The sequence below is a fragment of the Terriglobia bacterium genome (genome assembly GCA_035712365.1).
Classification (GTDB): domain Bacteria; phylum Acidobacteriota; class Terriglobia; order UBA7540; family UBA7540; genus SCRD01.
Genome location: DASTAW010000055.1, coordinates 1 through 14,235, shown reverse-complemented (window position 1 = coordinate 14,235; position 14,235 = coordinate 1). Strand labels below are relative to the sequence as shown.

The following is a 14,235-nucleotide window of genomic DNA, read 5'->3' as shown; positions in this document are numbered from 1 at the left end:
CCTTGCACCTTCGAGAATGGCTGCAGCGTCACCGAGAGGCTCCTCCCATTCCCGACTCTCGCCTGAAGGCGTGCCGAGAATCTCGTTCATAAGTTTCTGCGCTGCGGAAATCAATCCAAGTTCGCCCTTCATCGAACGCTTCAGCAGCATATCGGTGATCAGCAGACGGTTTATCTCGTTGGTTCCCTCGAAGATCCGGTTCACGCGCTGGTCGCGATACGCCCGCTCAACTTCGTAGTCACTGGAAAAGCCGTAGCCGCCAAAAATCTGCACGGCCTCGTCAACAATCCAATCCAGAGTTTCTGTCCCCACGACCTTCAGGATTGAACACTCGACGGCGTATTCCCGAAGCGCCTCAAGAATTTGTCCAGTCGCGTCAGGGGCGCCCAGATCGACTCCCTCGAGCCTCTGGTCGATGAGGCCGCCCGTCCGGTACGACAGGCTTTCTGCCGCGTAGGTAAGGGCAACCATCTCTCCCAGCTTCTCTTTGATCAACCCGAATTCGGAAATCTTTCGCCCGAATGCTTCCCGCTGCCGGGCCCAGTTCACGGACTCTGCAATCAGTAATTTTGCAGCGCCCACGCATCCGGCGCCCAGTTTCAGCCGGCCCACATTGAGGATGTTGAAGGCAATCAGATGGCCCTTGCCCACTTCGCCCAGAACGTTTTCCACCGGCACCGGCACGTTCTCAAAATTAACGGGTGTGGTGGATGAGCCGCGAATGCCCATCTTGTGTTCTTCGGCGCCCGGCGAAACGCCCGGAAAAGCACGCTCAACAATGAATGCCGTAAATCTCTCGCCGTCCACTTTTGCAAACACAATGAAAACGTCGGCGATACCGCCGTTGGTGATCCACATCTTCGAGCCGTTCAGGATGTAATGCTGGCCATCGGCGCTGAGCGTGGCCCGCGTTTTGCAATTCAGCGCATCCGAAGCCGAGCCTTCTTCGCTCAGCGCGTAAGCGCCCACCCACTCGGCGCGGGCAAGGCGCGGAACGTATTTTTCTTTTTGCTGTTCTGTACCGAAGTAAGCAATGGGCAGAACACCGATTCCGGCCTGCGCGCCGATGGTTGCCGTCCACGAACCGTTGCGGGCGGTCTTTTCGGCAACGACGATGGACGAAATTTTGTCGAGTTCGAGACCACCGTACTTCTCGGGAATGTCGGTGGCGGACAATCCGATCTCCGCGGCCTTTTTGAGAAGTTCTCGGAGCAGCGCCGTGTCTTTTCCTTCGATCTGCCGCACGCGCGGCACGATTTCCTCCTGCATGAACTCTTCCGCCGTCTGGCCGATCAACCGGTGCTGGTCCGTTACATCTTCGGGCGTAAAAACCTCTTCCGGCATGCGTTGCTCGATGAGAAAACTGCCGCCCTTGATCCGCTGTTTTGTTCCGACCGTGGTCATGGGACCCACCTCGTGATCTGTAGCCGGAGTAGTCCCCGAAAGGCTGGTTGAACGATCGTCTCGGCCTGCTTGTTCAGTCGCAACAAAGCTTCGTCTCCCATAGGGGCCATATCGTCCTGAAAAAATACCCAGCCAACTAGGAAATCTAGTCCAGATTTTCAAAAATTCCGGCTGCGCCCATGCCGCCGCCGATGCACATGGTCGCCATGCCGTAGCGCGACTTCCGGCGTTTCATCTCGCCCAGCAGCGTGGCCGTAAGCTTGGCGCCCGTGCAGCCGAGCGGATGCCCCAGCGCCACGGCGCCACCGTTGACGTTGGTAATCTCCGGATCAAGGCCGGCCTCGCGCATGACCGCCAGCGCCTGCACTGCAAAAGCTTCGTTCAGCTCAATGAGTCCGATCTCCTGAAGCTTGAGGCCCGCAAACTTCAACGCCTTGGGAATGGCAAAGACCGGCCCGAGGCCCATCTCCTCCGGCAGCGTGCCCGCGGTGGCATAACTCACAAAGCGCGCCAGCGGTTTCGCGCCAACCGCCTTCGCCTTTTCGGCGGACATCACCACGGCCGCGGCGGCGCCGTCGCTCATTTGCGAAGCATTTCCGGCGGTCACAGTCCCTGCGGCGTGAAAGGCGGGCTTCAACTTTGCCAGGGCCCCAGGCGACGTATCGCGGCGCGGGCCTTCGTCCGTGTCAAAGCTGATCGTGCGCGTCTGCGGCTTGCCGTTGCCATTCATTTCAACCTCCACCACCTCCATGGGCGCGATCTCTTGCTTGAACCGGCCCTCCTCGATGGCCGCAATCGCCCGCTGGTGGCTGCGCAGGGCAAATGCGTCCTGCTGCTCGCGAGTGATCTGATATTTGCGGGCAAGGTTTTCCGCCGTCAGGCCCATGCTGAGGTAAGTGTCCGGATAGTGGTCCACCAGGTAGGGGTTCGGAGAAAAGTGGTACCCGCCCATCGGCACCATGCTCATGCTCTCGGCGCCGCCGGCGATGATTACGTCTCCAAGACCTGCCAGGATACGCTCCGCCGCCAGCGCAATCGCCTGCAGGCCCGACGAGCAGAACCGATTGATGGTCATTGCCGAACACGTAACTGGCAGCCCCGCGCGCAATGACGCAATCCGCGCCACGTTGTTTCCCTGCTGCGCTTCCGGCATGGCGCAGCCGAGGATCACGTCTTCGACCTCGGCGGCTTCGAGCCCGGGAACGCGCCTCAGGGCTTCGCTGATGGCGGCCGCCGCCAGATCGTCCGGCCGGGTGTTGCGGAGCGTGCCGCGCGGCGCTTTGCCCACCGCTGTGCGGGCAATTGAAACGATGAAAGCTTCTTTCATACCTGCCTCCCTGGGTCGATTCAAACACTGCCCCGGCGCACCGGCACAAAGTCAAAGCCCGTGCTTTTCATTCCAGTCAATCTTACCTTCGTTCGAATTCGTGTTCTTAAAATCCAGCTTGTTCCCGTGGCTGTCCGAATATCGAAAATATTCCGTGCGGCCTTTGATGGATCGAGGCAGGTTCCAGGCGGTAATGTTTTCCACCACAATCGGATTCTTGCCGTCGCCACCCATCACATAATCTGCTTTGAAGCCGCCGTGGCCTTCGATCTCAACCTCATTGCCCTTTTCAGTCACCACCTGGGTGATATGCGCGGTCTTAAAGAATGTCGGGAGGTCGGAGTGATAATTCAGCCGCGAGGCAATCGCCTGGAGGGCCGCGAACTGCTTTGGCGTTGCTCGTTGATCGATATACCAGACGACGGCTTTGTCGGCATGGGCCGCAGCCAGGTGCAACCCGTTGAGTTTCACTTTGCCGTAGCGCCCGCGCTTAATGTCGAGCGAAAACATGGTCCAGCAGAAATGGTGCGGCGAGGGGCCGGAGCGGAAATTGCACGTGCAGGGAACCTGGCACGAACACGCTTCGGTAAAGTTGCCCTTCAGATCCCAATGCGCCTTGTCCTGCTGCGAGTTGGTTGCAGCCTGGCCGATGATCACGGCGAGGAAGGCAAGCACGATGACCGCTGCGGCGCCTCTTATCATCGGAGCGATCCTCCATTCAATGTCGGAATCTCCCCGCCCCGGCGAGGGAAACTCTCCTTCAAGTTGGATGCCAGCAAACGCGCTGGCGCGCAGCTAACCTCAGTTGCGCAGCGGCTTCCCTTTCTTCAGCATAAACTGGATGCGCTCCTGTGTTTTCTTCTGGCCGCACAGGCTGACGAACGCCTCGCGCTCAAGGTCCAGCAGGTGCTGCTCGGAGACGGCCTGGGGCGATGTGAATTCGCCGCCTGCCAGCACTCGCGCGATGTGCGTTCCTACCACCACGTCGTAATCGGAAATGCGCTCCGCCCGCCGCATCAGGTGCAGGCCCAGCTTCATCATCGAGAAGGCGCTTTGCCCGAGCACGCGAATGTCCGCGCGCGGAACGCCGGGACGGTATCCAAGCCTTACCAGGTCGAGAGCCAGTTGTTTGGCATCGGCAATCTGCCGGTCGCGATTCATGCTGATGGAATCGCGCGCGGCCAGGTAGCCAAGCCGGCGCGCATCTTCCGCGCTCGCCGATACCTTTGCCATGCCGATGTTGAGAAATACTTCCTTGACGTAAGTGAAGGGATCGGCGTGCTCGTCCTGGGGCACGGCATCGAGCGCGCGGACCAGCATCTCCTTGGCGCCGCCGCCCGCGGGCAACAGCCCGACGCCGGTTTCCACCAGACCCATGTATGTTTCCGCAGCCGCACGGATGCGCGCACAATGGAGCGCTACCTCGACGCCGCCACCCAGCGTCAGGCCGAACGGAGCCGCGACTACGGGCTTGGGAGCGTACTTCAACGCCATGTTAGCGGCCTGGAATTCGCGCACCATCCGGTGGACTTCATCCCATTCCTCTTCCTGAATCGCCATCAGGACCAGCATCAGGTTTGCGCCTGCGCAAAAGTTGGGAGCCTGGTTGCCGACGACCAGCGCTTCAAATCCGTCATTCAGGGCGCGCAAGCCATGATGCACCATCGCAACCGTGTCGGGCCCGATAGTGTTCATCTTGGAGTGAAATTCCAGGCAAGCCACTCCATCGCCGAGGTCGATGATGCTGGCCCCCGGATTTTTTCTCACTTCCTTCTTCCGCTCCTTCAGCGACGGCAACAGCAGAATCCCCGGCGAAACCTCAACCGGCTGGTATCTCTTTGACGCAAGGTCAAACGCGTGCCGGGTTCCATCACGCGACGTATAAAAGGTCTTTGCGCCGGAAGCGAGCAACTCCTCAACCAGAGGCGGCGCGGGACGGTTTTCTTTTTTCCACTGGGCAACGATTTTTTCCACTCCCACCGCGTCCCACAATTCAAACGGCCCCAGTTCCCAGCTAAATCCCCATTTCATAGCGTTATCAACGGACGGGATATCGTCGGAAATTTCCGGGATGCGGCTGGCGGCGTAGTGGAAAGTATCGCCCAGCACCTTGCGGTAGAAATCGCCAACGCGGTCAGACGAGTCCGCCAGTGCGGCAAGGCGCTTGCCCGTATCCTCAATGCTGCGGGCCATGTCCACCGAAGAAAACCGTGGTTTCTGCTGCTTGCCGTACTCAAAGCTTCTCAAGTCAATGGTCAGGATTTCGCTCGATCCATCGCTCGCCTTGATCTTTTTGTAGAAGCCGCCGCCCGTTTTGTCACCGAGCAGCTTGCGCCGGTGCATGTCGCACACGAAATCCGGGAGCACGAATAGATCTCGACGCTCGTCGTCGGGAAGCGCCTCCGCCAGATTTTTGACCACGTGTACCATCACGTCGAGGCCCACGATGTCCGTGGTGCGGAAGGTGGCGGACTTCGGCAGGCCGATCACCGGCCCCGTCAGCAGGTCAATCTCTTCGATGCTGAAGCCGTCCTGCGCCATCCGGTGAAGAACGGCAATGGTGAAAAAGACGCCGATGCGGTTGCCGATAAAGTTGGGCGTATCGTGCGCCAGAACGATTCCCTTGCCCAGCACGCGGTCGCCGAATCTGGAGACGGTTTCCACTACATCGCTTGCCGTTTCAGGGGTGGGAATCAACTCCAGAAGTTTCATGTAGCGCGGAGGGTTGAAGAAGTGAGTGCCCAGGAAGTTGCGGCGGAAGTCGTCCGGCATGCCCTCGGCCAGGCTCGCGATTGAGATGCCGGAGGTATTGGAGCTGAAGATCGTACCAGGTTTGCGATGCTGGAGGAACTTCTGGTAGAGCGAGCGCTTGATCTCCCGGTCCTCGCTGACGGCTTCAATAATCCAGTCGCAATCAGCAACGAGCGGGAGATGGTCGTCGAAATTTCCAATCGTGATCAGCCTCGCAGCTTCCGGAACAAAGAACGCCGGCGGGCGTGATTTCAGCGCGGCGTCGAGGCCGGATTGGGCAATGCGGTTGCGGGCCTTCGGATCGTCTGGACTTGCACCATCAGGCACGATGTCGAGCAGCAAGGATGGGACGGAGGCGTTTGCAAGGTGGGCGGAAATACGGGCGCCCATGGTTCCCGCTCCCAGCACAGCAACCTTGTGGATCTCTCGCACGGAACCTCCCTGATGGTGATGATAGTTGATAACAGCCGATTATGCGAGAAGGGCAAGGAAGGGTCAAGGCACTCGCAGAGTTGATGGCGACCCGTGCATCAGCTATAGGAAAAGATTTCAATGCAAAGGCGACGCACGCGTACTCGCTGCACTTGGAGCTTCGCTGGCGGCGGGGTCCGCCGTTGACACGAAGAGCAGATCGAACGATCCAATGGTCCGGGCAGCGACGGCTGTATCGGGATTCGAAGGCGACACCCAGGCGATAGGTATTCTTTCGGGGCGTACACTAATCCCTGAAGGCGCCACTCGCCCCTCAGGCCACTCTCATCCCCGAGGGCCATCGTGCTGTAAGTTGAACCTATACCCGCAGACAAGAGAACTATGGCTATCTGCTCGTAGCCGTCTCAACGGCCAATGCCGAGCAAAGCGCCAAAGGAAAAATGTTTCCCGGCCTTTTCATTACAAACGGGGTGGTAATGCTCAACCAGGGAATTCTTCATGGCGCGACGCTGGGCCTCAGAAAGGAACGGCGTCGCGTAGTAGGCCACGTAGAGGTTTTCCAGCCCGCCTGCTTCCTCGAGCCAATCCCGAAAATGCTCGTGAGTTCTGGCCACCTGGCGGGAGAAGTCATCGCAGTCCCCAAAATAGATGACTTCGTACTCTGCCTCGCCCGAGCGGTTCGGCGCCAGGACCGCATAGATCCCAGGCGATACGGGCGACAATCGGAGTCGAAATGATGCCGGCCCGGTAAAGGTGTGCTCCAAAAATTTGATTCCGGGTGGAATCGAGTGGTGGAGCTTTGTCCACTGCTCCAAGTTGAAATCGCTCACAGCTTTTCCTCCCCGTTCGCTATTGGAACACAAAATGTTGCGCTTGTCCAGTGCTAATGTCCCTAAATCTTGTGTAACCCCTCAATACCTCGAGGGTCATATCGGTCTTCGACGTACCGGGAGATCTCAACGCCTGAAGCCTGGCGCATGGCGGTTCCTTACAAAAACAAGGCAACAGGACCTCGCCACCCGACCTCGCGCCCAGTCTTGTCTAATCCCGGAATTCGGGAATTTTATCGCTTAAAGACTCCCATTAATTGGGCTTCTCCCACTGTGTGTCCCTTCAGCGCGGAAAGGACATCTTCCCTGTCGGCTCGGGGTTGCACGCTGAGCACGGTATTCAGCGCGTAGAGCCGGAAGAAGTAGCGGTGCGCTTTGCCGGGCGGCGGACACGGACCGCCATAACCCACACTTTCGAAGCTGTTCAGTCCCTGAAGAGCTCCGTTCGACAGTTTGTCCTGCTTTGGAGCGTTTTCGTCCAATGCCCGCGATTGCGCGGGAAGGTTGAAAACCACCCAGTGTGTCCAGGTGCCGGCTGGCGCGTCGGGATCATCGACAATCAGCGCGAAGCTGCGCGCCCCCGCTGGAGGATCCGTCCACTTGAGCGGGGGTGAAACATTTTCACCACTGCAACTGAAGCGCGGCGGAATGAAGGCGCCTTGCTTGAAGGCGGCGCTCTCGATTCGAAATCCCGACGGTGAAGGGTCCGGCCTTTGCGCGGACTGCAACGAGGAATTTCCGCAGGAAGCGGCCGTTACCATCAGGAGCGCGAGCAGGAACGCGCCGGTCGGTCCAGGCGCGCACTTCCTTATGCGGCGGGTCGCGCGAGGAAGGTTACGCGCAACCTGGGCCGCGAGGCTTCCATGGAACAGAGGCATCGCCTTTTCCTCCTTTCGTCCCCGGCATTAGCGAAGCACGGCTCTTTCAACACCTATACCACATAACGCTTCTGATGGCACGTCTGCCGACGCGGAAACATCTCAAGTTCCAGCGATGAGGTGACGAAAAACGATTAGAGTCTGGATGCGGTATTTGCAACAGGCCGCGGCGAATCCGGCCCCGTGCAGATGCGCGGCAAGTGCGACGAAGGAAGGCACGCTGCGAATGGCGCGTATACGCAAGAAACTTTCGGCTGTTGTCCTCTGGTGTACCTTTGTGGCGCTCTATCTGGGTGGAGCAGTCATGCTGATGATCGGCTTTTATATTGCCTGCGGCGATTGGTGGACAGCCATCCATCATCACGCCGGCCGCTGGGCAGTCGGCACGAAAACCGCCGAGCTTTTTGTTCTGTTACTGGGTCTGATCCTGGTTCTCATCATCCCCGTATTCGAGCGCAAGTCCGTCGACCGGAGCGGAGCGTGGAAAACGGGGCGAAGATCGGAATCAAAAGGGCAGGCTTCCGGCCTGGGGAAGGGTTGCATTACCATCCCCTAAATACGGCGAGAAAGAACTTTCTCCCGGTCCGCGCAATGCGCTGGCTCTCCCGTGAAAAACAGAGTGCCCTGCCGCTCCAAAGAACGGCAGGGCACAGTTGCTTTCTAACGTGTCCTCTCGCTATTCAGCTTTCTTGATCCTGCTGAGCGAAGGCATTTGCCTCATGTGAATGATGGTCACATCGGGCGCGTTATACGGGTACGTCGGCGTGGACCGCAGGTTGTCCGGCATCAGGACCGTATCAACCCGGCGGTTGTGGGCCAGCACTTCGTCAATCCAGTGGCGCACGTTGGCTGGCTTGTTCGGGTTCTCACCCTCAAGCTGTTTGACTTCGTCCTGGCTGAGGTTCTGCGTCTTGCCGAAGGCCTTGACATCGATCAGGTCTGCCGGAACACCCTTGCTGACGAGGTAATTCTTCACGATGTCCGCGCGCCATTCAGAAAGCGACTGGTTGTAGCGCGTGGTGCCGCGCCGGTCAGCATGGGCCTCAAGCACCAGCCGTGAATCGGGCTCGGCCTGGTGATGATCAATGAAGGTCTGGGCCAGCTTATCCAGAACGTCTTTCTGGCTGCGCAACAGGCCATTGTCCCTGTGGTGCCGATTGGGCCAGTTCGTCGGGAAAAAGACGCTGGTCAGTTCAACCTTCACATGGGCGCGCTCGATGAGACCCACAATGTGCAAGGTGGCCGTCTGCGTTGCTGATCCGCCGCAGTCATTAGTGGCGTGCAGGGTGTAGGTGTCCGTCTCATCCACAGGGCCGAAGCCGGTCTGCTTCGGCGTCGGCGTAATCGTTCTGCTGCCGCTGGCGTCCACGGTGCCAAAGGGATCGATGGAAACGGCCTGAGCGTTGGTGCTGGACCAGGAAAGAGTAGACGATCCCTGCTCAACCACCTGGTCCCCCACCTTATGGTAGCGGACCTCGGAGGGGCTCATGGTGAGGGAAGCCTGGACCGAGGTATCGACGTTGACGGTGGCGCTCTGTTTGACAATTCCCCCAGGTCCGGCGGCTGTAAAGTCATACGTCGTGGTCTGTTTGGGCGTCACACTCTGATTACCGTTGGGCCCGACCTTGCCGATTCCGCTGATGGTATTTTCAACGGCATCAGATGAAGACCACGTAAGCTCGCTGGACTGGCTGCATTTGATGCTGGTGGGATTGGCGGAAAACTCGCCTTTTGTCGGGGCAACGGCAACAGTCGTGGTGGACATGCCCGCCTTGAAGCGAGGCAGCGGCGAGGTCAATTTCGCAAGTGACTTCGCGGGATGGGTTTTCGTCGCCCCGTTCTGTTTTACTTTCACCACCACTTTTTCGTTGGCTTGTACGGTAACAGGGCCGGACCAGATGTCCTTGCCGAACCACGTCACCGTCACCTGGTAGGTTCCCGGATGGACAAGCAGCCTCTGCTGCCAGATGAATCCGTTATCAAATTCGTCCACATGGCCGACAAAGAAATCCGGATCTTTACCATTCAGCAGCACGGCGGCGTGAGGCGGTCCTTCGATCTGAATTCTTCCCCATGGGCCGGACACCGGGCCGCCTTCAGGGTTCAAAGTGAACTCCAGCTTGGTAGCCTTGCCCGCTTCAAGGTTCACCTTCTTTGACTGCGGAGCATAGCCGTAATTGCGGACCGTGACGGTGTGCTCACCGGGATCAACCCAGATGGTGCAGAAATGATCAAAAAGGCAGTTGCCTTCTTTGATAGCGGCGCCGTCTAGAAAAACATAGGCCTGCCTCGGTTTAACTTCAATTCGCAGTTTCGCCTGCCCCTTTTTCGGGAACGCAGGGGCGGCTACAGCGAACAATATTGCAAGCAGGATTCCGGTCGCCAGAGAAAATTTGCGTCGCGGTTTCATCGAGTCAACCTCCGTAAAACGTTGAAATATCCCCAGGCAATCCGCGTTATTTGCACTGAGAACCTAGCCTAACTACAGGGCCGCAAACTAGACTACGTTTCAACAATATGTCAAACCATGAGATATGTCAAACAAAAGAAATGAGTAACCGAAAGGGATTCCCTGATGGATATAAACTCCTCAGGAGCCTTTGCGCCAATTCACCCACCGGGGTCACTGCGTCTAGTCCTCAATCACTATGAGATGGAAGGTGCGGGCTTTCATTCGCCGATTGGCACAAATCGTCGCCGCAGCTTCACAGTTTCTGACACGAAACGGGAAATGCAGGCAGGTTCAGTCGCCCGATGCGGCAAAATGTCGCCAGTTCGTCCGGAGCTCTATCGCGACAGGCCGGGCGGTAAAGTTCTCCTCATGGGCGCCCGATATGATACACGCGGCGTCCACAGCCCGGGCTGAAACGAGACGTCAGATTCCTGCTCGTCCAATGGCTCCAGCTCGCAAGGTGTGGCAATGAGAACCGAGTCGGAAGGCTTTTCACTGATCGAACTGCTGATTGTTGTTGCCATCATTCTGATTATCGCCGCCATTGCCATTCCCAATTTTCTGCGCTCGCGCGTGGCGGCCAATCAGACTTCTGCGGTGGAGTCTCTCCGGGCGCTCAGCACCGCCGAGTTAACATACTCGTCCACCTACAATGCGGGTTATACGGCCACGCTGGGACATCTGGGACCTCCATCCTCCGGTTCACTCGAGGACGCCACCCACGCGGCGATGGTCGATAATGTGCTGTCCGGAACTGCGGCCGGAGGAGCAACATCCATGACGTCCACAAAGAGCGGCTATCTGTTTACTTACTCGCCGGGCGTTTCCGTCAACGGCCGGATTCTTTCCTTTACCATCAACGCAGATCCCACCACGCGAGGGACCACCGGCTTGAATTCTTACTTTGTGGACCAGACGGGAGTCGTGCGGCAGAATTCCAGCGCGCAGGCCAGCGCGGCAGATTCACCTCTGGCGGGATGAGCCGCCGACAGCAGCCTGCCTGAGAAGTTTCCTTCATTAATACGGGGGACCATACATTGGGGAAAGAGGGCATCGAGGGAAGTCTCCCGCGCCTTGAGTTCATTTTTCAAGAACCGCAGCGCGGTAGACTTCCTTCCCGGTAAAACTACTTGGGTTGAGGAACGATGCGCATGTAGGGCCGGGGCGCCTTCCACCCGCCAGGATAAAGCTTTTTCGCTTCTTCGTCTGACACCGCGCCGGACAGAATGACCTCACCGCCTTGCTTCCAGTTCACGGGGGTAGAAACCTTGTGCCTGGTGGTGAGCTGTATCGAGTCCAGCACGCGCATCACCTCGTCGAAGTTGCGGCCGGTGCTCATGGGGTAAGTGAGCATCAGCTTGATCTTCTTGTCCGGACCGATCACAAACACCGTGCGGACGGTCTGATTGGTGGCCGGGGTGCGGCCCTCAGAGGTCTCACCGGCATCTGCAGGCAGCATGTCGTAAAGCTTGGCGATCTTGAGTTCCGGGTCGCCGATGATGGGATAATTCACTTTGTGTCCCTGCGTCTCTTCAATATCGACTTCCCATTTTTTATGGCTCGCCACGGGATCCACGCTGAGGCCAATGATCTTGCAATTGCGCTTTGCAAAGTCCGATTGCATGCCCGCCATATACCCCAGTTCGGTGGTACACACCGGAGTAAAGTCTTTCGGATGGGAAAACAGGATGGCCCAGCCATCGCCGATCCATTCGTGGAACCTGATGGTTCCCTGCGTGGTTTCAGCGGTGAAATCCGGGGCCGTGTCATTGAGGCGTAGTGACATCGTATGCTCCTTACGTAAAGTGTGATTTTTCGGAAAAATCCGCCAATAAAAAGTCTAGGTGTTGCAGATTCTTTGTGTCAAGCGGATTCTCCGTTTCCATAACGAAACCGCTGACAGGACGTCAGTGGATCGGCAATCAAGTCGCGGTTGGCCGCCGGCCTAATTCGACAGGGAACTCGTCGCTATAATAGTTAGCTCTCCGTTCTCGCGGCTGGGTTAAGATGCCTTCACCAGGGAGGAAATTTTGAACAGCCACAATTCAAGCAATGCAGGGAAGAAGTCTCGACGGGATTTTCTTGCCACCGGCATCGCCGGCCTGGCCGGCTCGTCGTTGCTGGCGGAGCAGTTCGCCAATGGATCGCCGATGGCGGGCAGCGCCTCTCGAGGAACTCCGGAGCAGAACGGCCAGCCTCCAGAAGCTTCCGCACAAGGCCATTCCTCCGGCACGAAAAAAGGGGCCGGCGTGCTGCGCGGATTGATGGCCGATGCAGGGCGCGTTCCGGAAGATCCTTCCTACTACCGGCGCGCTATCGATTTCTGCTGCGAATGGAACATGAACGCCTACCTCATATCCCTGGCAGACGACCAGGGCTGCGCCTTCCGCTTCAAAAGCCATCCTGAACTCATCACTCACAAGAACGCCCTCACCCCTGATCAGGCGCGGGAACTCGCCGATTACGCCCGCCAGCGCGGCGTGGAACTGATCCCGGAAATCGAATCCTTCGGCCACACGCGGTTTATCACTGGCGTTCCGCAGTACGCCCACTTGCAGGACGCGATCGAAGGAGGACGCAGCAACTTTTCCGCCGTCACTCCGGTGGCCCCGGAAACTCTGAAGCTGTTCTCTGATCTTTATCGCGAAGTTGCGGAAGTTTTTCCGTCGGGATATTTCCACGGCGGTTGCGATGAGGTCAATTGGGGTGGATCTGAGTTATCACGCGAGGCGCTGAAGAAGAAACCCCGCGACGAAATCTGGGCCGAGTACGTGAATTCGCTTGATGAGATTACGCACGGGCTGGGAAAGGAACTGATCGTCTGGGGCGACTTCGTCCTGCACAAGCAGCCAGGCGTTCTGCCGCGCCTCAACAAGGACATCATTGTTATGGACTGGCAATACTACGTCACCGATTCCAGGCCGCTGGAGCAGGCGGCGCGCAAGGTGGTCGATGCGGGGCTGAGGGTGATCGGCGCTCCATCCATCATTTCTTGCCGGTGGGGATTGCGGGCCGGCGCGAATGCCCTGCGCAACATTGATGCCTTCGCGGACGCCTACAGCCGCATTGAGAGCGACCGCGCGCTGGGGGTGATTGCCACCAACTGGGTGCCCTCGCGCTACGTCCAGGGCTCGATGTGGGACACCTTCGCATACACCGGGGTCGCTTTGAATGAGGGCAGCGCCGCAGCGCGCGCCTCGGCTTTCCGGCGCTTTGTGGAAAAACACTACCGCTCGGAATGGAACGACAACTGGTCCGACATTTTTACGACCCTTTATAAAATCACGCCCAACCGGGAGTCCTGCTCGCCGCGCTGGATGCGGCCCGTGCTGCCGGTTCCCTGGAGAAGCGAGGACGAACTGAAGACGGCCGCAAATTCCGGCATGCTCAACGCGCCGCCCTTCCGGCGGCTGCTCAGCCAGCTTGTCTTCAGCGAAGCCCAGGTGCGCGATAACCTGGACGACTTCCGCACCTTCAGGCTTTCCATCGAGTATATGGAGCACGTTTTCTGGCGGATCACGGTCCTGGTTGAGGAAGCCGCAAAGCCCGGGCGGACGCCTGAATCGTCCGTGGGCCTCATCCGAACGATCGCCGAACGCGATCAGCAGCTACTCGAGAAAATGGAGGCTTCCTGGAATAAGGGCCGCGCCAGCGATGCGGCTGCGAAAACCGGACCGGTATTCGACCTCCGGCCTGGCGACCAGTTGCTCTACACATTCAGCCTGGCTGCAACTTTCTCGCAGCAACTGGCACAGAACTCAGACCGGTTCGCCCGGCTGCTCACAGCATCTTAGGCAGTACGTTAAAAAAGCTGTATCAGCGGCTTTACGCCGCCAGCCCATGTCGAAAGCATTGACCTAATGGCGGGGTAAGCCCGCCGCTGCACGTTCTCTGCGGGATATATCACGGCTTGTTAGAAATGCGGTAAACAAAGGCGCGAACCGCCTGAAGCGTGGCGCAGAGCGCATTGCTCCACTCGCGTCCCGCGCTGCTTTTCGGTTCGCACGTCTCAACGGCACGGTGGTTTTAGACTAGCCATGGGCGGGCGCCGCGGGTTAGAATTAACGCTCAATCGCCGGAGAGGTGGCCGAGTGGCTTAAGGCGGCGGTTTGCTAAACCGTTGTACGGGCGAAAACCTGTACCCAGGGTTCAAATCCCTGC

General features: G+C 58.4%; 11 protein-coding genes and 1 tRNA gene. 4 read left to right on the top strand and 8 right to left on the bottom strand.

Going from position 1 to position 14,235, the window contains the following annotated elements:
• The 6 genes from VFQ24_17105 to VFQ24_17080 form a co-directional block, all read right to left on the bottom strand.
• The coding region (locus tag VFQ24_17105; GenBank protein ID HET9180075.1) for an acyl-CoA dehydrogenase family protein at positions 1 to 1,404 on the bottom strand (1,404 nt) is incomplete at its 3' end.
• A 145-nt stretch (positions 1,405 to 1,549) separates the two neighbouring features.
• Positions 1,550 to 2,731, bottom strand: coding sequence for an acetyl-CoA C-acyltransferase (locus tag VFQ24_17100; GenBank protein ID HET9180074.1), 1,182 nt, complete (start codon positions 2,729 to 2,731; stop codon positions 1,550 to 1,552).
• Between the two features lie 51 nt (positions 2,732 to 2,782).
• Complete coding sequence (locus tag VFQ24_17095) at positions 2,783 to 3,433, bottom strand: DUF1326 domain-containing protein (protein ID HET9180073.1); 651 nt, start codon at positions 3,431 to 3,433, stop codon at positions 2,783 to 2,785.
• A gap of 99 nt (positions 3,434 to 3,532) precedes the next feature.
• Positions 3,533 to 5,914, bottom strand: a complete 2,382-nt coding sequence (locus VFQ24_17090; protein ID HET9180072.1) for a 3-hydroxyacyl-CoA dehydrogenase/enoyl-CoA hydratase family protein — start codon at positions 5,912 to 5,914, stop codon at positions 3,533 to 3,535.
• Positions 5,915 to 6,318: 404 nt separating this feature from the next.
• Complete coding sequence (locus VFQ24_17085; GenBank protein ID HET9180071.1) at positions 6,319 to 6,744, bottom strand: hypothetical protein; 426 nt, start codon at positions 6,742 to 6,744, stop codon at positions 6,319 to 6,321.
• Between the two features lie 233 nt (positions 6,745 to 6,977).
• The gene (locus VFQ24_17080) at positions 6,978 to 7,622 is read right to left on the bottom strand and encodes a YbhB/YbcL family Raf kinase inhibitor-like protein (GenBank protein ID HET9180070.1); all 645 of its coding nucleotides are present in this window, start codon (positions 7,620 to 7,622) and stop codon (positions 6,978 to 6,980) included.
• A 226-nt stretch (positions 7,623 to 7,848) separates the two neighbouring features.
• Between VFQ24_17080 and VFQ24_17075 the strand changes: the two genes are divergently transcribed.
• Positions 7,849 to 8,178, top strand: coding sequence for a hypothetical protein (locus VFQ24_17075; protein ID HET9180069.1), 330 nt, complete (start codon positions 7,849 to 7,851; stop codon positions 8,176 to 8,178).
• A gap of 120 nt (positions 8,179 to 8,298) precedes the next feature.
• On the opposite strand, the gene VFQ24_17070 is transcribed toward VFQ24_17075, so the two are convergent.
• The gene (locus VFQ24_17070) at positions 8,299 to 10,032 is read right to left on the bottom strand and encodes an OmpA family protein (protein HET9180068.1); all 1,734 of its coding nucleotides are present in this window, start codon (positions 10,030 to 10,032) and stop codon (positions 8,299 to 8,301) included.
• 510 nt (positions 10,033 to 10,542) lie between these two features.
• Between VFQ24_17070 and VFQ24_17065 the strand changes: the two genes are divergently transcribed.
• Positions 10,543 to 11,055: a prepilin-type N-terminal cleavage/methylation domain-containing protein gene (locus VFQ24_17065; protein HET9180067.1), complete on the top strand. Its 513-nt coding sequence runs from the start codon at positions 10,543 to 10,545 to the stop codon at positions 11,053 to 11,055.
• A 145-nt stretch (positions 11,056 to 11,200) separates the two neighbouring features.
• On the opposite strand, the gene VFQ24_17060 is transcribed toward VFQ24_17065, so the two are convergent.
• On the bottom strand, positions 11,201 to 11,860 hold the full coding sequence (locus VFQ24_17060; GenBank protein HET9180066.1) for a peroxiredoxin: 660 nt from the start codon (positions 11,858 to 11,860) through the stop codon (positions 11,201 to 11,203).
• Positions 11,861 to 12,104: 244 nt separating this feature from the next.
• Here VFQ24_17060 and VFQ24_17055 point away from each other — a divergent pair, with 244 nt between their 5' ends.
• Positions 12,105 to 13,868: a family 20 glycosylhydrolase gene (locus VFQ24_17055; protein HET9180065.1), complete on the top strand. Its 1,764-nt coding sequence runs from the start codon at positions 12,105 to 12,107 to the stop codon at positions 13,866 to 13,868.
• A 291-nt stretch (positions 13,869 to 14,159) separates the two neighbouring features.
• A tRNA-Ser gene (locus tag VFQ24_17050) sits at positions 14,160 to 14,235 on the top strand.

What these genes read in the sequence shown, in the direction of transcription:
- VFQ24_17060 (HET9180066.1), bottom strand. Translation starts at nt 11,860, where the DNA reads ATGTCACTACGCCTCAATGACACGGCCCCGGATTTCACCGCTGAAACC.
- VFQ24_17075 (HET9180069.1), top strand. Translation starts at nt 7,849, where the DNA reads ATGGCGCGTATACGCAAGAAACTTTCGGCTGTTGTCCTCTGGTGTACC.
- VFQ24_17080 (HET9180070.1), bottom strand. Translation starts at nt 7,622, where the DNA reads ATGCCTCTGTTCCATGGAAGCCTCGCGGCCCAGGTTGCGCGTAACCTT.
- VFQ24_17065 (HET9180067.1), top strand. Translation starts at nt 10,543, where the DNA reads ATGAGAACCGAGTCGGAAGGCTTTTCACTGATCGAACTGCTGATTGTT.
- VFQ24_17095 (HET9180073.1), bottom strand. Translation starts at nt 3,433, where the DNA reads ATGATAAGAGGCGCCGCAGCGGTCATCGTGCTTGCCTTCCTCGCCGTG.
- VFQ24_17070 (HET9180068.1), bottom strand. Translation starts at nt 10,032, where the DNA reads ATGAAACCGCGACGCAAATTTTCTCTGGCGACCGGAATCCTGCTTGCA.
- VFQ24_17100 (HET9180074.1), bottom strand. Translation starts at nt 2,731, where the DNA reads ATGAAAGAAGCTTTCATCGTTTCAATTGCCCGCACAGCGGTGGGCAAA.